This is a genomic window from Coprococcus sp. TF11-13 (genome assembly GCF_003481085.1).
GTDB classification, from domain to species: Bacteria; Bacillota; Clostridia; order Lachnospirales; family Lachnospiraceae; genus Coprococcus; species Coprococcus aceti.
Map to the genome: position 1 here is coordinate 96,518 of NZ_QUKK01000001.1, position 20,613 is coordinate 117,130.

Consider the following 20,613-nt stretch of genomic DNA (forward strand, 5'->3'; position numbering starts at 1 on the left):
GGCAGACATATGAGGTCCCGGAAAAGTGGAGCGGACTAAACTACGCAGTGTTCACATCCGGAGATTCAAATCTGTCGCTTTATACGGGAAATACAAGTATAAGCGGTTCAGTCCATACAAATCAGGATTTTTATTATCAGGGCAGCAGCATAAAGATAGACGGAGTGCTTGAGGCTTCAAAGGGCATAACAATAAAGACGGCAGTCGGTTCTGACTCCATACAGATAGGCTCCAAGTTGGAAAAAGCAGACAGAATAGAGATGCCGGATATCACAGAAGAGCTGACCGAATACACATCAGCAAACGGCGTATGCTATGACACTTCCACGCAGTTTGGAAGCGACAGCATAATCATTGATACATCGCTTTATATAAACGGCGATGCCGCATTCAATACGACAGAGTTTATGGGACAGGGAATCATATATGCAACGGGAGCGGTTACATACAATGCGGGAAGCATGAGCACAGCGAACGGCTCAAGGCTGTTTATTGCCTCAGAGAGCGGAGACATTACCATCAATGGTTCCGGGATATCAATGAATGCCGTTCTGTACGCGCCAAACGGCTGTGTATGTATCAATTCAAACGAACTGAACCTGAATGGTCGCATCATAGCAAAACAGGTATGTATAAACGGAACAAAAGTAAATATAAATGCAGGACCGTGTGATTTGGACATGCTTGATTTCATCTTCAAGCCAGAGATTGATGTAGCGGCAGATGGTACAAAGAAAGAAAACCGCAGGGTCAGCCTGTCCGTGCAGGAGATTATGAACACGGAATACATACAGAAAGAGAATACGGTCTGGAGCATAACCAGAGACGGGGAAGATGCCGGACAGTATTATGCTGTGGATGAAGAAAATTCAGATTATTTCCACAGGGAGATGATTTTTAGGGAAGCCGGCACTTATATGGTGTCTGTCACCGTGACAACAGGGAAGGTCAATTACACGGTTACAAAAGAACTGGTGATTGAGGAGGATAAAGCGCCATGCGCTGATTTTGAACTGTCGGATAAATACTTTATGCGTGATGAAGAGGGGAAGACATATGTGCACATAGACGACAGTTCGGTGTCACCGGATGGAGATACTATAGGCAGACGTGTGTGGACGATATATTATGATAAGGACAACAATGGAGAGTTTGACGAATCTGAGGGCACGGTAATCAGCGACGAAAATGAGGCGGCTGTTGATTACACGACAGAGAACGTCGGCAGATATAAGGTATCGATTACAGTGTACGAGACCTTTGACGACACAATACCAAAGCTCCTGACGGAAGATGCGTATCTGCATGATGATACATCGGGCAAGGCTGTTTCGGAGTGCGTGTTTGAAGTAGGCAATGAGGCGCCGACGGCAGCGCTTGATATTGAAAAGTCAAAGTCGGCTGATATAGTATTCACGGTCGGCGAGACCGATGCTGACACCATGGCTGTCTATACGGAGAAAGCCGATGAGCTTAAGACTCTGCTTGCAGAGAACGGGATAGACGCCAAGGTGGATGCTGTGTCCACATCCACATATACCGCGCAGGACACATTTGCGTGGAAGGAATACGGACACTACAACTGCGACGGCTACGCAGAGCACATCATATATGAAGAAGATGCCATCAAGATGATAGGATATTACAGTTCTCCAAAGAAGGATTTTCTTTATATAGCAAATGACAATCCTGGGCAGAAGACATTTGAATTCGATTTGCAGCGTGATAACACCGACTGGCACAGCATGGAGGGCGGCGGCTTCCTGTTCAACACAACGGTTTCCGATGATGATAATTATATAAAGGGATTCTGTATACTTGTGACTCGGTCGGGGCTTAAACTCGTCCGTATAGACTGCGACAACCTTCAGAGATTCAGAGACGGCGGTGTAGAGTGGGTGCAGAATGTCGGTCAGCTTTTAAGGACCTACAGCATACCAAATCTGTATGCGGAACATCATTTCAAGATAGTGGTTGACAGCAGCACCATATCGGTGTGGGATGGGGACACTCTTGTGATAGATAACTTTGTTCTGCCTGAAAACGATTATGGCTATGGGTTTGGACCTATCACAAGTCAGGCATGGCACGACTGTTGGCAGAGGTCATACTTCACATTCAAGAACATAACCATGGAGACAATGACTGGAAGCAGCCTTTCGGATATTGTAGACGGATATGACTGGAGGGCAGGGGCGTCACATTATGTGCTGAACATAAGCAGCGCTGAGGTGCCGGAACTGGTTTCCGATGACGCCATGGCGGAGCTTGCGGCTGCACTCATAAGAAATCAGGCGGCATTTGCCGGAATCGGCAGTGATACAAACGAAAGTCAGTATCTCGGACTTTTAAATGCCGCGAATACGGGCGGCATGTACGTATCACTGGACGACCTATCTTCCAAGATGGACACGATAAACACGTACATACTGCAGTCTGTACTCAGCAAGGACTACAGCATAGACAAATACATAACAACAGATGATATAATCACCTACAAGGGTTATTATCAGGATGCCGAAAATGATGAGATATATGAAGAACAGTGGGAGTATGAATACGATCCGTCGGCTTTCACGTCGTCGTCAGGTGAGGCTGAAAATATAGTAAAGAAAGTGGACGAGCCTATTACGGTGTTTGAAAATACGGGAGCATATTCCATACGGCTTGCAGTAAGGGACAATCCGACGGGTGACAACGATGCTCTGGACGGGTACCGCCTGTGGTCTGATACGGAGCAGTATGACAGGCTGCTTCTTGTACAGACACGCCCTGCTGCGTCGGTTTCCGTAACGGTTTCGGAAGACAGTGAGGACAGCTCGGAATGTATTGCAAATGCAGTTTATGAGGCTTATGATGCAGACCACACTGATGACAGCACACAGGGTATACGAGAGGAATATTTCTGCTACAAGAATGTAAAAGACGCGGGATGGACTGAGGGCAAGCTTCCGAACAGGCTTGCAGCAGGGTGCACATATCTGGTTAAGTATCAGGTAAAGGATGCGGAGGGGACGCTGTCTTTCCCTGCCGTGGCGGTTGTGTGTACTACTGAGCCGGGAGTATACGAGGAGATTGATGATACGGTTCCGCCTACGGTGTATATAGACACAGCAAAGACAGAGATAAAAGTGGGAGAGGAACTTCTGATAGACGGATATGCGCTGGATGATTACGGCGTGGATTCGTATGAGATGTATATAGACGGGGAGCTTGTGCTCAGCTCTTTTGGACGAGTGATATTAACTCCTGACAAGGCTGGTGAGATAAAAGTAAAGGCGGTAGCCACGGATATCGGCGGCAATACTTCCGAGAAGGAAATCACCATCACCGTGGTGGACGACAGGGACACTACGCCGCCTGTGGCAGAGATTACATCACCAAATTCGGGTTCGGAGCTTGGATTTAATATACAGATAAAGGGAACAGCTGATGATGAAACCAAATTTGACAGCTATACACTTTCGTACCGCGCGCAGAGTGAAGATGAGTATCACGTCTTTGCCGAGGGCAGCGAGGCAGTGACAGATGACGTACTCGGAACGCTTGACGTGTCGGAATTTACTGCCGGCACATACGATATACGGCTTACCGTAAAGGATGCGGCGGGAAATGTCTCTTACTATGGCATAACCCTGTATATCGAGGTGGGTACGGGTACATCGTCATACGCCCTTTCGGGTTCCATCGACTCGATATCACTGTCCGAAGACAAGTCGCAGATAGATATAAAGGGCAGTGTAAATGCGGAAGGAAATTTAGACAGATACTCGCTCACATACAGCTTGGGCGGGTACGGCGACAAGGTGACCATATCGGAAGGCACGGAAGAGGTAACAGACGGCATACTTGGCTCCATAAACACGTCAGAGCTATCGGGCGGAACTTATTACCTGACGCTCACTGCCACGGATACAAATGGCAACAGCGGAACTGCATCGGCGTCGTTTGGGTATACCGTGGGGACATCTTCGATTGAAAATGAGAACACGGGCGAGATAGGCAAAGACAGCGGAAAGGAAGAAGAAGGAAAAGAAGAAGGCGGCGGAGAAGAACAGAAGCCGGAGACGCAGGACAAGCTGTTCTCTGTCAGCCTGTCATACAGTCAGGCTGCAATAGGAACTGCGGTCAAGGTACAGGTGACACTGCCGTCGGATATTGATGAGAGTACTCTGGTTATATATAAGGGCGAAGAGGAGATAGCAAGCGGAACGAGGAAGACGGAATTTACGTCCGCAGTGTCCGGAAAAGTTAGGATAACCGCAGTCGGAACGGACACAGCAGGCGAGAAAAGACAGGTGACTGCTTACTGTAACCTCTTCAACGACAAGGACAAGAAGGCTCCCGTAGCGGAGATAACATCGCCTGCGATAGATGAGGCGCTTACGGAGCCTGTGGACATAACAGGCTCGGCATATGATGAGACGGAGCTTGATTACTGGAAGCTGGAATACCGCATGACAGATTCCGACACATACATACTTCTCTCAGAAGGTACAGAGAAAGTGAAGGACGGTACTCTGGGACGACTTGACACAACCATGCTTATGAACGGACAGTACACCTTAAGGCTGACGGTATGCGACAAGGGCGGCAACAGGACGAGACTTGAAAATGATTACGTGGTAGAAGGCGGTCTCAAGGTCGGTGCCATGAACATAGGCTTTACCGACATAACGGCAAAGATGGGCGGTTCCACGGTGACTGTAAACCGCATGTACGACAGCAGGAATAAGCAGCAGGGCGACTTCGGTATCGGCTGGACGCTCGGCATATCAGGCATGAAGCTGTACGAGACAAATGATATAGCAAACGGGTACCAGATGACACAGTCGGGTTCCCTGTTCTCAACAGCATACCAGATAAGCGAAACGGTAAGCCATGACGTAACCGTGACATACGGCGACGGGACAAGCGACAGATTTGAAGTATCGCTTTCACCGGAGCGCAGGGCGCTCGTGCCGATATCCGAGGTGACGGTATCATACAAATGCGTGACAAGCCAGAAGGTGAAGCTCGAGATTATAGGCGATACGACTGCATACTTTACAGGCAACGGGCTGATGTTCTACGAGGACAGCATGTTTGACGACCTGAAATACAAGCTCACCAACAAGGACGGCGTGCAGATGTACATGACGGCGGATGGCGGCGTATACAAAATAGCTGACACCGACGGCAACGTAATAACGGTTGATGAAAACGGATACCATGCGGAAAACGGAAAAAGCATCATATTTGACAGGGACAGCAAAGAGCGTGTTACGGCGGCGACGGATCCGAACGGGAACACCACGAAGTACGCATATGACGATGCGGGCGACCTTATAAGCGTGACTGACAGTGCAGACCGCACGGTGAGCTTCACATACGACGCGGAGCACAACCTGATATCAATCACCGACCCGATGGGCATAGCAGTGGCAAGGAATGAGTATGACGATGACGGAAGGCTTATTGCGACCATAGATGCGGACGAGAACAGAATAGAGTACGATTATGATGTGGACGGAAGAACGGAAGCGGTGAAGGACCGCAGAGGGAATACCACGGTATACACCTACGATGACAGCGGCAACATACTCCAGACGGTGGATGCATGCGGAGGAAAGACGACAAATACCTATGATGACATGGGAAATCTTCTCTCGACAACGGACGCAAACGGGAATACCACAGGCTATGACTATGACTCATCAGGCAACGTGACAAAGGTAACCGCCGCAGACGGCACAGCCGTTTCAAGTGAATATACACAGGATAACCTTGTGTCCGGCATACAGATGATGGACAAGACCGTCATGGCAATGGAGTACGATGACTATGGCAGACTGACAAGCCTGACTGACGCTGACGGCAATGATACGGAATACACATATTCGTCAGACGGAAAACTCACGGGAGTAACTGACGGGATAGGAACCGTCCAGACGGTGACATACGATGCGGACGGAAATGCTGCTTCCACCACAAACGGTGCGGGCGAGACAGCATCATACACTTACGATAAAGACGGAAGGTGCACTTCGGTGACGGTCAGCCGGATAGAGAATGGTGAGACGCTCACATTCACAAGCACCTACAACTACAACGAGGCGGGAGACATTATCCAGAGCGTTGACAACTCCGGAAACGTGACGGCATATGAGTATGATGCGGATGGAAACATGATAGCATCAACCGACGCAAAGGGACGCAGAATCACGTATGAATATGATGACCTCGGCAACACGGTGAAAACTGCATACCCGGACGGAACATGTGAGACTTTCGATTATGACGCAAACGACAACAACACGTCGGCGACAGACCGAAGCGGGCAGACAGTGCAGATGGAGTACGATAAGCTGAACCGCCTTACGAAGAAAACATACGCTGACGGGACAAGCGAGACATACACTTATGACGCAGCAGGCAACGTGACGTCAGTTACAGGCACAGGCGGCGGAAAGACCACCTATGCATACGACTGCCGCGGCAGGAATACTTCCGTAACGGACGCACTTGGTAACACAACCGTGTTCGCATACGACGAGGCTTCGAGACTTGTATCTCAGACGGACGCGCTTGGCGGCGTGACGTCATATGAATACGATGACAACGGCAACGTGACAAAGACTACGTATGCGGACGGCAACAGCGTAACTGCTAAGTACGATGCGAGAAGCAGAATCACTGAGCAGAAAGACCAGAACGGCAGTAAGACGGAGTATGCCTATGACGGCGCAGACCGTCTTGCAGGCGTGACAGACGCAGACGGCGGAACCTACACCTACGGCTATGACGGAAACGGCAATCTGGCAACGGTTACGGACGCGCTTGGGAACACCACCACCTACACTTATGATGCAGGCGGCAGGGTGTCCACGGTTAAGAATGCTCTGGGCGGAACTGCTTCATACGTATATGATGAAACAGGAAACGTGGCGAAGTACACAGACTGTGCGGGAAATGTCACGACATATGTCTATGACGATATGGACCGCCTCACGGAGAAGAACGTGTCAGGAGAAAAGACTTCATACACCTACAGCAAGGCGGGACTTCTCACAAAGGTCACGGACGGCATGGGAACCGTAAGCTTCAGCTATGACAGCTATGGAAGACTCACAGGAAAGACAGACGCAGCAGGGAATAAGCTGACGTATACCTACGACAAGTGCGGCAGGCTGTCGTCCATGGACAACGGATTCGGCGGAACAAAGTACGAATACGACATCATGGACCGCGTGACGCGTGTCATAGACAGGAACGGTCAGGCGACGGTGTACGAGTATGACGCCCTCGGCAACAGAAGCGCAGTGTGCTATCCGAACGGAAATGTCATGACATACACCTACGATGCGTGCAGCAGGCTCAAGGAAGAGTGCATAGTAAACGCAGACGGTGTGACGCTTGCAAAGTATACCTACGGTCTGGGCAAGGCAGGGGAACGTCTCAGTGTGACTGACATCACAAACGGCATAGAGACTGACATCGCGTATGAGTACGACAGCCTGAACCGCCTGACGAAAGAGGTCATAGAACGCGGAGACAACAAACTTACAAACGAGTACGGCTATGACAGTGCGGGAAACCGCACGTCAAAGGAAACCAAGGTTAAGGGTGACATCACGGAGCTTGCGGACACGCAGCTTGACGAGGTGGAGATAACTGAAGGTACGACTACTTACACCTACAACGCCTTAAACCAGCTCGTAAACGAGAAGTCAGATGACGGAACCATCACGTATACATACGATGCAAACGGAAACCTGACGGAGCAGGCGGGCAGAAAGACGGCTTCCTACAGCTATGACGCGGAGAACCGTCTGACTAAGGCGACGGTACAGAGCGGCAACAGCGTCACGATAGAGAGCTATACCTATGACTATGCAGGCAACCGCACATCGAAGACAGTCAATGAAGACAGCACGGTATATTACGTGACCGACACGAGCGGAAGTCTTGCATATGTGGCAGCCGAGATGGATGCGGACGGCAAAGAGACTGCTTCATACACCAGATGCGACGGCGAGCTGATGTCGATGGAAAGAAGCGGGGAAGTATGGTATTATCTGTATGACGGACTTGGCAGCACAAGGCTTCTTACAAATGAAGCGGGACGTATCACAGACAAGTATGCCTACGACGCATACGGCAGCCTCCTGAAAAAGAGCGGCGGCACTGAGAACGACTTCCTCTACACGGGCGAGCAGTATAATGCGAACACGGGGCTATACTACCTGAGAGCAAGATACATGAATCCGGGCACGGGCACGTTCATAAGCATGGACAGCTATCAGGGAAGCCTTTACGATCCGATAAGCTTGCACAAGTATCTGTATGCGAATCCGGTTACGTATACGGACCCGAGCGGATATTTCTCACTACCTGAACTTAGTGCTGGCATGACAATGTCGCAAGTGTTGTCATCATCGTGGAAATTTATAGGACTAAACACTTTGATAGGCTCTTTGACTGGAGCGGCTGTTGGAGCTGTTGATTCCATTTTAGGAGGAAATAATTTCTCGACGGTATTGCAGGATGCTTTTAAAGGACTTTGGCAAGGGGCATTGTTTGGATGTGTTCTATCTTCTTTAACATGTTTTGCAACAATTAGTCCAATTTGCATGACCTTGCTATGTGCCTCACAGAAATTATTGTTGGTGAGCGGAACGGTAGGTGTAGCTATATCGGCTGAAGAAGGACATCCTGCTCAAGCAATATTTCGAGCCATCGTGTCAATTTTTGCATATAAAAGTTTGGGCAAAATAATAGATGGAGTAGACATAGCTAAATTAGACGGAGCAACTAAAGGTTATAGTCAAGATGCAAATGGTAGATGGCACAGATCCAATGGGCAATTTGCATCAAATTCGGAAGTTGGGATAACAGGTAAGACAGCGAGTGGAAAAGGTGTTCATGGTAACTCATTGACCAATAATTTTAATAAAAATTATGGATATGCATTGATTGATAAGAATACAAGTGAGGTACTTAAATTTGGAGAAACTTTATATCCAGACACAAGATATACACAAAGTTATTTAGATAGCATAAATGCAGAAATGAAAGTATTGGTCAGTGGACAAAAATTAGATATTCATTTATGGCAGCATGATATGAACATGTATTATTTTTATAAATATGGAGATTTTCCACCGCTGAATAAGAAAGGTTGGTAGTATGGAAATAAATATTAATTCGCCACAGTATTACACAAATGAATTTGGGATAGATGACGATATATATAATCTGTGCCAAGATATTCATGAATACTTTAAAAACAAATGTTACAGCGAAAGTATTGATATAGTTGGAATAATACCTATAATTGCTCCTAAGGAGACGATAAATAAAGGCTTATGTAAAAGAGGGTATCATTGTGAACCAAAATATGGATTTGCAAGCGTCAGGGAGTACATAGATTATGAAGAGTATGTTTCTGCGGATGTTGAAAAGAAAAAAAAGTTAATGCTTCAATGTGTTTTAAATTCTGTAAAAACAATAAAAACAAAGGGGAGGATAGACTTTCAAAAATTCAAAGAGGATTTTGATGTTTTTTGTAAAGAACATAGAATTTAAAAAACGGCAAAAATTAAGCGGATTGTAAACATCGTGATTTAGAGCCCTCAATGACGTGGCAGTCGGCTTCATGTGCGACGGCATGTGCAAGACATCACTCGGCATCATCCTAAAGTCGATGATGGCAATATTCGGTCTCGGAAGCTAGGTTGACCAGATATAGGAAGCAATAAAGAGCGGCGATCCTGTGGAGATAGCGGTGCGGTTCGTGCAGCTTACGTGTATGCTGTTCGGGCTCACAAGCCAGTACTTCACGGGCGACACGCTGGTTTCGGCGGAATACGGGCTTACGCCGATAGCTGACATAGAGGCAGGAGACTATGTCTGGTCTAAGGACACGGAGACGGGAGAATGTGTTCTCAGGGAAGTGACGGAAGTTTCTCACTGTCGGAGACATCGGTTGAAACGAGTGGACAAGCCTGTCTGCAAAGCGCAAATGCAATTAATGCTATGGTTATGCTCAATATCGCAAGGAGCCTTTGGGGAACAAAACGGAGTTCCTATGTAGTATATACACTCATGGTTGCATTCCATACAAGAAATTGGATAGAAGATGATGGCGGTATGGTAGGATACAATATGATAAATGGTATAGGTGCAGGAAATAAAAATAAAACAATATATCATGATAAGTCAAATGAATATTTTAAAGACTACCCATCGTTGATTAATAATTATATTAGCGAAGAGATAAATGCAATATATGAAGATATTGGTGCATGGTGGAAGGTAAAGTAATATGGGAACATGGGAAGTAGGAATATATCAAAATGACCTCAGCGCAGATGTGAAAGACGATTATATAAGTAAACTCAAGGCTGGAAAGAGTGATGAACAGGCATTGGCTGAGATGCTTGATGAGTACAAAGAGGAGGCAGATGACATAGACTGCAAGTGCGATTTATTTATCGCACTTGCAGGGATTATGTGGGATAAGGGCAGACTTACGGAGGAAATAAAACAAAGAGCCCTTGCGGAGATTGAAGAAGACAAGACTGCAGAACGCTGGGAAGGCGAGAAGATTAGACAGAAAAGATGCATAGAACTTGAAAAGTTCAAGGAGAAGCTTGAGAGTGAGATGCCGCCCAGAAAAAAAGTGCCTGTGCACAGACCGTATAAAGCAGGGTGGATAGAAGGCGGTGTATATTGCTTTCAGATAACGGAGACGATAGATGGCTATGAAGAATATACTGGTTGGTATGCAACGTTTTATGTGGATAAGGTGTATAAGGAGGATTGGATAGTCAGAGGCGTATGGGACGAGGTGGCTGATGCTTATTTCTTTCTTTCAAAGGACAAGCCACAGTCTGCGGATGATATAAAACGTATGAAAAATATACTGTTCAGCTGGCCTCCAATTCAGATTAACTATGAAGCAGAAATACTGGAAAGCTCAAAAAGACAAAGACCAAAGGATTTGACATATTTGGGAAAGTGTGGTGATTTCAGATATCCTCACAATGATAAATATTCTAATAAAGATCTTGTGTTTTGGGGATATTGTACTGAAAGAGACTTAGTCTGGGGATATGTAAAACAGTTGGAATATGAGCGTTCATTGAGTGGTAATGAGAATTAGATTGCACGAAGTTCTGTAGTCATAATCTGTGCACTGCGTGGTAGTCGGCTTCATGTGCGACGGCATGTGCAAGACATCACTCAGAATCATCCTAAAACCGATGATGGCAATATTCGGTCTCGGAAGCCAGGTCGACCAGATACAGGAAGCGATAAAGAGCGGCGACCCCGTGGAGATTTCTACGCCTGCCGCCTGTATTTTTCCTAGATGAATTGTAACGAGGTTACCAGAGATAGGTTATATAGAAGAACTTTTTGATGAAGATTGGTATGCAAAATCATATATCTGGTTCTATGGAGAGTGGTTAGGCTCAGGAGCATATTGATAAGCCGGTAGGAACAGCACTTATAAGGGTTAGTTCCGATAGATTTGAAATTGATAAGAATGATAGGGAGATATATGTCGAGAAACGATAATAATTTTACGGAATTCGCAAACGTATGGAATAGGAGAGGCTATGGAGTTAGGTAAGAGCGATGAGAAGTTGAATATTGAAAACACAGACACCATGAATAATAAAGGTATAAAAATATGTGATGAATGTGGTAGTGAATTTTTAGTGGGTTCATCTAAAATGATGGGGTTATGCCCTGAATGTGCATCCGTTTTATATGGATATGAAAACTGCAAACATATTTTTCATCAAGGAAGATGTGTAAAGTGTTTGTGGAAGGGCAACAAAAGCGAATATGTTAAAAGGCTGGAGGACTTTAAATGACTATTCCAGAAAATAAAATTTATCCACGTACTGGGGATAAAGAAACAATTTATTTAAAAAATGTAATCAAAAATCCTAATATAGAAGTTGGAGATTACACAATGTATAATGATTTTGTAAATGACCCAACGCTATTTGAAAAAAATAATGTATTGTATCACTATCCTATAAATCACGATAAGTTAATAATCGGGAAATTTTGCTCGATTGCCTGTGGTGCTAAATTCTTATTTAATAGTGCTAATCATACATTATCTTCATTATCAACTTATCCGTTTCCATTATTTTTTGAGGAATGGAATTTGGATAAGAAGAATGTTGCTCAATCATGGGATAATAAAGGTGACATTATTATTGGTAATGATGTATGGATTGGATATGAGGCTGTTATATTAGCAGGTGTAAGTATCGGTGATGGAGCAATTATCGGCGCACGTGCTGTTGTTACCAAAGACGTACCACCATATACTATTGTAGGTGGTGTTCCTGCAAAATCAATTAAAAAACGCTTTTCTGACGAAACTATTTCATCATTATTAAGTATTCAATGGTGGAACTGGTCGAAAGAAAAAATCTCTAAAAATATAAAAGCAATACAGGCAGGAAAAATTGACGAATTACAATAACAAATGTGCTAGAAATTAAGGGGGTAAACAGATGAAGGTGGGACAAACAATTGACGGTCAATGGATAATTAGTGAAACAATGGGGCGAGGAGGTCAAGGTGAAGTCTTTAAAGTTACAGATTCTATAGACAGTTGTTTTTATGCGCTGAAATTTCTTAATAAGCAAAGTGATGAAGAACGAAGACAAAGAATGTTTATGGAAGTTTGTAATGTAAAGCATCTATCTGATAGACATTTAATGAATATTACATATTCTAATGCGGAAAAATATAAAGATTTATCGGAAAAACTTTATTATGTTTCAGATTTTATCGATGGGATATCTTTGGAACAGTATGTCGAAACTCATGATATATCCTACGCTGAGGCGATTTCTTTTTACATGGAATTCTTAAAAACAATTGAATGTTGCCATAACAATGGAATAATACACAGAGATATTAAGCCTGATAATATTATGCTGAAACAAGGTAATTTGGATGATTTTGTATTAATTGATTTTGGGCTATCATTCAACTTGGAGGATGATGATGGATGTACCCCAACTAATCAGCAATTAGGAAATCGTTTTTTAATTTTGCCGGAACTTGTAAGCGGAACCAGTCAACAAAAAAGATTATTGGAATCAGATTTAAGCCAGTCAGCAGCAATTCTCCTTTATGTATTAACAGGTGAGATTCCAAATGCATTATTTGACGGAGAAGGAAAACCTCCACATAAACGAGATAATGCAAAGCGAATTATTAGCGAGAAAGTAGAAAATAATACTGTTTTAAAGAGCTTGAATTATTTTTTTGATAAAGCATTTAGTAATAATCTTTCGGAAAGATATCATTCTGCTGGAGATATGAGAAGAGAGATGGCTACACTTAACGAGTCCAGATTTAACATATTAGGAGGTGGCGAAATGAATGATATTATTGCAATTGATGGTAACAGAGGATTAGAAAAATATAGATATAGTGAGTTGATTAGACATCTTAATCCAAGCACAGAATTATGCAATCCGGAGGGGTTGAAACTACCTATTATGACAGATATTCCACAATTGGTAGAGTATGGAATTGCGCTTCCGCCGCAATTACAATCAAAAGTGAAGAACTATTATTTGGGTGGAGACTTTGTTACCGCAGCAAATACGGTATGGATTAGGTCAATGGGATTGCTTAGAAAGAGAGTATTATCTTTAGGTGAAGATTTTGTGGCAGATATGGTGGAAGCAAGTGACATTGACTATGTTAGAAATCTTCCAGCTTATAGATTGATCGATTTGGCACATGAGCTTGGTTTTATTAATAAAGCGGGACAATCAAAGTTACAAAAGGCGAATGAGTTTTATAATTATTTTAATAATGATGAGGCTGATGAATATGAAGAAATGCCACAAGACGAAGCAAATATAATCATTAAAACATGCATTAGCTACATTTTATATAATAATCATGAATCCTTTGGTCTTCAGTTCAATGACTTTAGAGAAAAACTGAAAAGTGGAAGAGTTACTGAATTGTTTGATGACGATAGGGCTATGTTTGCAACATGTCCATATTTTTATTTAAAAACATCAGTAAGATCGTTGTTAAATTTATTTAGGGATTGCGAAGGAATAGAATATGATAATGTTGTTATCAATATGCAAATTATGTTTCCAGCGATATGGGAACGTTTAAAAATTGAGGAGAGACGAGCTCTTGCAGATGCATATACTGATTATATAAATGCTTCTGAACATAAAAAAATAAATGATTTAAATAAAATAATGTTGCAAGTCCATGCATTTGACTATGTTAAAGAGAACGTGCGTTCAAGAACATATATTCAGGTTGCAAACAAGTTACTAGATGTTCATTTTGATGTGAATAATTTCTATAACGAGCCGGGTATAATAAAAAAACTCGAGGATTTGGGTTCTCAAATTCCTACGTTAGCTTTAAAGGAAACAATTACTTCTGTATTGTATGTTAAGTTAGGAAATTCATATGGAACAAGTTGGTCTGCTGAAACGATTGCAGATAGAATATTAGAGCGCCTAACGGAGTCGGAATGGATAACATATTTGGAGAGTTATATGTTAGAAGAGACAAATCTTATCGATTCGATCAACGATTGCAATAAAATGAGAAATCAATGGAAGTCAGTAATTAAAAAATACAATTTGAAGGAATTGACAATTAGTAATCCTCAAATCAAGAGATTGGTTTCAATTGCATAAGTATAATGGGTGTTTAAGATAAAATGTTGCTGTACTGTGCATTCTTTTGGGAGGAACTACAAGTCCTGCGGACATATTATTAGTAACTGCCAAACAGGATCCGCGTTATTAATAAGGTGGAAAACCTGTACTCCTATGTCGGTACGGACAACTTCTGGTAAAGGGCCAGAAGTTCATAAAGCAAATTATACAGGAATCACGTCTAGGCCTCAGGACCAGAAGTGGTCTTTTTCCACACCTACTCACGCAGATACGAAGCCAGGAATGAAAGTTGTAGCTCCGCCAGATTTGGCAGGTGCATTTTAGGTGATGTGGAATTATGATATGCGGGGCGACATAGGAGCCCGTTCCCGTGCCTAAGTTGTAAATGCAACAGGTGATGGATTTCACCCCGGATTATTCAATTCGAAATGCCTCTACGCATAGCAACTGTATCTTGAATGACCTTAAAGCTAGGACAACTGCCCATAAAACGAATACCGATGTCATAAATGAGCTTATGATGATTCCTGATATGAATAGTAATTTTACTAAAACTTCCCACACCGATATGGTGTGTTGAGCCTTGAAAATTCAATATTTTAGCCAATAAAAAGGGCATAAACCTGTTCCGTTTGGTATAATGGAGTTGTCGAAAAACCATCTTTACAAAGGAGATTTATGCCATGTCCAGTATACCACAAAACCATTCCGATGAAAAAGCCTTAGTTGACTGTGTTAAGAGATTTTTTTCTAAACACCATGTTGGCAAGTTTCTTGCCAGATGCAATGGAACGAAAGAAAAATGTGTTTCTCCTGTTTCTCTGCTTTGGTACAAACTCAGCAATATTTTTGTTGGAAGAAGCATGTATATGCAGCAACGGACCAGCTCTTTTAAGGAAGATTTTTCCAAGAACACGTTCTACCGTTTCCTTAATTCTACAAAAACAAACTGGCTTCGTTTCACTTCTCTTCTTGCAGCGGATATCGTAGATCATGACATCAAAAATCTGACGAATGATAGCAGAAAAAATGTTTTCATCATGATCTTTATTGATCAACCAACAAATGACCTGGATTATAAGTTGGTGAATATACTGAAAGACTTGTTCTGTCAATTGAAAAAGAATGTATCATGTATAGTTAATACAGCGATAATAGGTGGAAGAGCCTACTAATAAAAAGTCAAGTACTTTTTGAAGAAATTTAAGAATTGAAAAATAGGCACAAGAAATAGGCTGCCCAAAACGGCTAGCTTAGCGGAGGAGATAATCGTTTGATATTTAAAACTCTTCGATTTGAGATTGCTCTAAGTTGCGTAAGCACTCCTTAACCCTGCCATAGTAGATTCGTAAGAATTTATTGGCACCAGCGGTCATGTAAACAAGGTATGGTTTTCCTTCAGCACGTTTTCTATCAAGGAACTTATAGACAGGTTCGTTTACAGGCTTGTTTTTAAGGTATGTGGACATCACTTGAAAAAGGGTCTTCCTAAGCCTTGTAGAACCGTTCTTTGAAGCGCGGTTGCTTCGTTGCATGAATTGTCCAGATTCATTTACACCAGGATCAACACCGGCAAATGCAGTGATAGCTTCTCGATGTGTAAAACGAGATACATCCCCGATTTCAGCAATCAATTGAGGTCCATAGGTTTCACCAACACCATACATGTTCATTACGGTTTCGTATTCGGGCAGTGTAGAAGCAAGCCCATTCATTTCTTTACGAATGATTTCGATGTGTTCCGATACCAAACGCAACTGTTGAATGCTTTGCTGAATAAGGAGTTTGTAAGATTTTTCCTTTGGGAACACTGCAACAAGTTGTTTGGACTCCTCGAATAGTAAGGCTGGCTTATTTTTCTGGTAGTTATAATGATGCTTCTTACAGAATGCTTCATAGCGTTCCGTAAAGGCTTTTAGCCCAATTTTGTGGACACAATCAACATGCCCAAAAGAATAGGCATAATCAACCCATTTTTCACTACCATCGTCTCTAGTGGGGCTGTCGAAGAGTTTGTTCACACCGGGATAAGTATTATCTAGGAGTGAAATAAGATTGGGTTTGGCAGCAACTTTCTGTTTCATGAAGAAAGTGAACTGCGAATTTAGTGTTTTAAGTTGTTCTCTTGTAGTATCCATACTTGAATACTCACGCAGTTCTGCCCAGTTGTCAAGAGCATACTTAGCGATTTTTCTCGCATCAGCGGGATCTGATTTTACTTTACGAAGTGTATTTTGTTTTTGACCCTTAATCAGTTTTGGATTGACGGCAGAGATAAAGATACCTGCTTCAGATAAAGATTTGACAACAGGCTCGTGATAACGACCTGTACATTCAATGACAGCTCTGGTTTCACCCTACAGAGACTTGAGATAGGTTACAAGGGTGTTCAGCTTATCAGATGTATGTAGGACATCAAAGGGGTTGCGAATAACAACTCATGCGGGCTGAATGATAGTGATGGTGCTTTTGAGTTTAGAAGCTTCAATTCCGACTGCGTTGTACATAAAGGTTTCCTCCATAAGTTGAAATTGTATGGTATTCAGCATTCCTCATTGCTTATTCAATCTCCTGGGGTCTCAATCGGACGTGCACATAGCAGTCCCACCTACATAAATCGAACGGCTGTAATGATAAGCTGGCTGACAGGCTTTTCTGCGGACGCCTAATGGTCCAAGGAGAAATAGGTCAGACCGATACTTATCTATCTTACAGCTTTAGCAACAAGAGGGAAACATCCTAACTGGCTGTTAGGTGGTGTATTCCCTACAACTTATATATTAGGAGGGGGTATCGTACATCTGTTGTGTGCGAGAAAGAGAAATGGGAACATTGGAAGTGGACAAGAGTCTTAAAGCGGCGTTTAAGGAAACGCTGGAACCGCATGGGTTCAAGAAAGTAAAGGGGAGGTATCCGCACTTTGTGAGGATGGCAATGCCCGAGATTATTCAAGTCATCAACTATCGGCTGGAGCAGGCGCTGTCGCCGCAGTTGGAAGAAAAACGGTTTGAAGTATACTGTGCGGTCGGCAGTATATACCGCCCGGAGATTAATCTGAACCGGTCTGTGTATGCCAGCATGGATTGGATAAATACAACACAGCTAGATATGTATTTTACGGCAAAGCGAAATGGAATACCGGTTTACGAGAATGAACAGCCGGGAGTTGACTATATCATCAAAAAGGGAGATGAAGCTTCTCTCAGAGAACAGATTGCGTTTGCCATGACTGGCATAGAGCATTATGTAATTCCTGCATTTGACAAGGTGGTGGATTTAAAGACTTGTGTGGATTATTTGGAACTATATGGCTTTGATGAGTTGGAAGTCAGATTAGAAACAGAATGTAATGTAGATGCATTTATTTTGCCAGCAAAGTATCCAGATGTAGAATCTTACAGCGCAAAAGTACAAAATGATTTCCAAGAGGCAAATAGGAGAGTGATGCAACTTGTTTCAGAAAAAAAGATGACAGAAAAGGAAGGAAAGGAGAGATTGCTTAGGTGTGAAGGAAGATACAATGATGATATTAAACAATATGAAAAATTTTTTTCAGATGAAATAACTAAAAATGAGATTGCACGATTAAAAGCAGAACGTGCAGAAAAAAATTTAAACGCAATACGTACGATGGGAATCGAAGTGTAAAAGACGGGGGGCAAAAAGAAGGGAGTAAGCATATGAAATTTTATTGCACGGGAAAAGGTCATCTGGTTTCTTGAAAACCAGATGACCTTTTTTGAAAAGCAGAAAGGCTTCTTGTCCTTTCATTAGTATATTCAATTTAAAGTCAACTATAATTATTTATCCTTGTTATCAGCGTCGATCACTGACTTGATCTGTTTCATAAGAGAGTCATAGTTGTCCTGATTGTCGATTCCTCCAAGCATAGGTTCTCCGACAATATTACCATTTCTATCGACTAGTATGGTTGTAGGAAATGCCATGATGTCGGAGGCATATTTGCCTACGCTAGAATCAGAGTCAACGGAGATATTGCGGTATTTTGCACCCTGGCTGTCAAGAACGGCTGCGGCTTCCTTGATAGCATCTTCGTTTCCGTCAAATGTCTCTGTGTTGATACCTACTACCTCGCCGCCCATCGATTTGATGGCATCATTTAATTCATTAAGCTTGGACAATTCTGCGACACAAGGCTTGCAGCCGGTAAACCAGAAATTAACGACAGTTACTGCATTATTGGAAAACAGGCTTTCGTCAACAGAATTACCATCCAAATCCTTGCCGGAGAAACTATTGAAAGGTGTGATTTCTTCGGAACTGTCGTTCTGGTCGGTGCTATCTGATCCTGTATTATTATTTTCGATTTCGGATATCTGCTTTTCAATCTGTCTGATGGTTTCAATATCATCGTTAAGTGTTTTAAGTTCATCATCTGTAAAGGATTCCTTGTTTGATTCAACGGCGCTGGCCAGATAATCGGCATAATCTCCGCTTGGATCAGCGCTGCTTTTATTCATCATGCCAAATACCTTGTTCCATACATCCTGGTGATCTGCAAAGATCTGGTTCTCCTGCTGATATAGATCATCCAGCTTCGTGTTGGAATCGTCCGCAGCTTCAGTGGTGACTTCTGCCTGGGTTTTTGGTGAACTCTCAGTTGTGGCAGATCCTGATCCGTTACATGCCGTGAGAGATAATGCTGCACAGAGAGTGATAATAGATATTAATGTTTTTTTTGTCTTCATAAATAATTGCTCCTTTAAATAATAATTTAGATAATATTAGTGTGGCTGATTGTTACACGTTGGTTTTGGAAGATTGTTCATGTCCCTTTTGGGAACATGGCTTTCCCATAAATTGATAGTGGATCGCGTCTTTTGGACAGGCCTTTATACACGCTCCACATCGTATGCATTCCGGATGATTTGGTGTTTTGCATACATCTACATCCATTTTGCATGCCTTTGAACACTTACCGCATCCGACACATTTGCTGCTTTCAACCTTGATACTCATAAGGCTGACCTTGTTGAATAATGAGTAGATTGCGCCGAGAGGACAAATCCATTTACAGAAGGGTCTGTAGAACAGAATACTCAGAACGACAACTGTAATTAAAATAAGGCATTTAAATGAAAACAGCTTTCCGAGTGCAGAGCGTATAGCTGCATTTCCGAGTGAAAGTGGTATAGCACCTTCCAGAACACCTTGTGGACAAATAAACTTACAGAAGAACGGGTCTCCCATTCCTATGGAGTTCGTTACAAGCATCGGCAGAAGTATAACGAAAACAATAAGGATTATATATTTCAGGTATCTTAGTGGTTTCAGCCTGGCTGTGGAAAACTTTTTTCCGGGAATTTTGTGAAGCAGATCCTGAAACCATCCAAATGGACACAAAAACCCACATATAAATCTTCCGAGGATCACACCGATTAAAATGAAAAAACCGGTTATGTAGTAAGAAAATTTAAATTTGGATGATCCGACGACCGCCTGAAATGCACCAATGGGACACGCTCCTGTTGCAGCAGGACAGGAGTAACAGTTTAGTCCTGGTACGCATACTGTTTTTGCTTTGCCCTGATAGATCTTGCCTTTAAATAAATTGGGGATGTGAATATTGGTAAGCAGCGTGGCTGCTGCCTGTATCCATCCGCGTATTCTGGCTGTTTTTTTTGACAGTGATTTGTTCTTATCCAATTCCTACACACTCCAGACATAATTTTATTGCTTTGCTGAGCACGGCAGCTGCTTCACCTCTGACTGCACCATAGCTAATCATCGCTATACCCGTGATGAGTAAAATGGTCTGAGACATTTTCCTGTACTTCAAGATATTGCAACTCCTTTCATGATTGTGTTTGTTGACCAGCTGACTTGGATATTATACAATAGCTGTTGTAAAATTTTTGTTAAGAAGGATTTTTGTTAAGAAACAGGTGACAGTTTTGAGATTATTGAT

11 protein-coding genes and 2 pseudogenes are annotated in these 20,613 nt (G+C 42.9%); 9 read left to right on the top strand and 4 right to left on the bottom strand.

Going from position 1 to position 20,613, the window contains the following annotated elements:
* The first annotated feature begins 47 nt into the window (after positions 1-47).
* The 8 genes and pseudogenes from DXD11_RS00495 to DXD11_RS00530 form a co-directional block, all read left to right on the top strand.
* Positions 48-9,167 (top strand): RHS repeat-associated core domain-containing protein, encoded by a 9,120-nt coding sequence (locus DXD11_RS00495; protein WP_118757556.1) that lies wholly within the window; start codon positions 48-50, stop codon positions 9,165-9,167.
* 1 nt (position 9,168) lies between these two features.
* Entirely contained in the window at positions 9,169-9,567 is a 399-nt protein-coding gene (locus DXD11_RS00500; RefSeq protein WP_117875548.1) for an Imm44 family immunity protein, read from the top strand.
* A gap of 351 nt (positions 9,568-9,918) precedes the next feature.
* The gene (locus tag DXD11_RS00505) at positions 9,919-10,305 is read left to right on the top strand and encodes a hypothetical protein (RefSeq protein ID WP_118649293.1); all 387 of its coding nucleotides are present in this window, start codon (positions 9,919-9,921) and stop codon (positions 10,303-10,305) included.
* A gap of 1 nt (position 10,306) precedes the next feature.
* A complete protein-coding gene (locus tag DXD11_RS00510) occupies positions 10,307-11,146 on the top strand; it encodes a hypothetical protein (RefSeq protein ID WP_118649292.1) in 840 nt (279 codons plus the stop codon).
* Positions 11,147-11,603: 457 nt separating this feature from the next.
* Entirely contained in the window at positions 11,604-11,864 is a 261-nt protein-coding gene (locus DXD11_RS00515; RefSeq protein ID WP_330423947.1) for a hypothetical protein, read from the top strand.
* A complete protein-coding gene (locus DXD11_RS00520) occupies positions 11,861-12,490 on the top strand; it encodes a CatB-related O-acetyltransferase (RefSeq protein ID WP_118649291.1) in 630 nt (209 codons plus the stop codon). The genes DXD11_RS00515 and DXD11_RS00520 overlap by 4 nt, the downstream gene beginning before the upstream one ends.
* Positions 12,491-12,521: 31 nt before the next feature.
* On the top strand, positions 12,522-14,702 hold the full coding sequence (locus DXD11_RS00525; protein WP_118649290.1) for a protein kinase domain-containing protein: 2,181 nt from the start codon (positions 12,522-12,524) through the stop codon (positions 14,700-14,702).
* Between the two features lie 665 nt (positions 14,703-15,367).
* A pseudogene (locus DXD11_RS00530) lies at positions 15,368-15,727 on the top strand (IS4 family transposase); the annotation flags it as partial.
* Between the two features lie 237 nt (positions 15,728-15,964).
* On the opposite strand, the pseudogene DXD11_RS00535 reads toward DXD11_RS00530, so the two are convergent.
* A pseudogene (locus DXD11_RS00535) lies at positions 15,965-17,191 on the bottom strand (IS110 family transposase).
* A gap of 316 nt (positions 17,192-17,507) precedes the next feature.
* Here DXD11_RS00535 and DXD11_RS00540 point away from each other — a divergent pair.
* On the top strand, positions 17,508-18,332 hold the full coding sequence (locus tag DXD11_RS00540; protein WP_118757859.1) for a hypothetical protein: 825 nt from the start codon (positions 17,508-17,510) through the stop codon (positions 18,330-18,332).
* Between the two features lie 152 nt (positions 18,333-18,484).
* Here DXD11_RS00540 and DXD11_RS00545 read toward each other — a convergent pair whose 3' ends face one another.
* The 3 genes from DXD11_RS00545 to DXD11_RS14825 are packed head-to-tail and all read right to left on the bottom strand — an operon-like array spanning position 18,485 to position 20,469.
* A complete protein-coding gene (locus DXD11_RS00545) occupies positions 18,485-19,393 on the bottom strand; it encodes a redoxin domain-containing protein (RefSeq protein ID WP_118757557.1) in 909 nt (302 codons plus the stop codon).
* Positions 19,394-19,445: 52 nt separating this feature from the next.
* On the bottom strand, positions 19,446-20,351 hold the full coding sequence (locus DXD11_RS00550; RefSeq protein ID WP_118757558.1) for a 4Fe-4S binding protein: 906 nt from the start codon (positions 20,349-20,351) through the stop codon (positions 19,446-19,448).
* A complete protein-coding gene (locus DXD11_RS14825) occupies positions 20,344-20,469 on the bottom strand; it encodes a CD1871A family CXXC motif-containing protein (protein WP_273700810.1) in 126 nt (41 codons plus the stop codon). Before DXD11_RS14825 ends, DXD11_RS00550 begins: the two co-directional genes overlap by 8 nt.
* Between the last annotated feature and the right edge of the window lie 144 nt (positions 20,470-20,613).

What these genes read in the sequence shown, in the direction of transcription:
- DXD11_RS00510 (WP_118649292.1), top strand. Translation starts at nt 10,307, where the DNA reads ATGGGAACATGGGAAGTAGGAATATATCAAAATGACCTCAGCGCAGAT.
- DXD11_RS00520 (WP_118649291.1), top strand. Translation starts at nt 11,861, where the DNA reads ATGACTATTCCAGAAAATAAAATTTATCCACGTACTGGGGATAAAGAA.
- DXD11_RS00515 (WP_330423947.1), top strand. Translation starts at nt 11,604, where the DNA reads ATGGAGTTAGGTAAGAGCGATGAGAAGTTGAATATTGAAAACACAGAC.
- DXD11_RS00525 (WP_118649290.1), top strand. Translation starts at nt 12,522, where the DNA reads ATGAAGGTGGGACAAACAATTGACGGTCAATGGATAATTAGTGAAACA.
- DXD11_RS14825 (WP_273700810.1), bottom strand. Translation starts at nt 20,469, where the DNA reads ATGTCTCAGACCATTTTACTCATCACGGGTATAGCGATGATTAGCTAT.
- DXD11_RS00505 (WP_118649293.1), top strand. Translation starts at nt 9,919, where the DNA reads ATGTGTTCTCAGGGAAGTGACGGAAGTTTCTCACTGTCGGAGACATCG.
- DXD11_RS00545 (WP_118757557.1), bottom strand. Translation starts at nt 19,393, where the DNA reads ATGAAGACAAAAAAAACATTAATATCTATTATCACTCTCTGTGCAGCA.
- DXD11_RS00540 (WP_118757859.1), top strand. Translation starts at nt 17,508, where the DNA reads ATGGGAACATTGGAAGTGGACAAGAGTCTTAAAGCGGCGTTTAAGGAA.
- DXD11_RS00500 (WP_117875548.1), top strand. Translation starts at nt 9,169, where the DNA reads ATGGAAATAAATATTAATTCGCCACAGTATTACACAAATGAATTTGGG.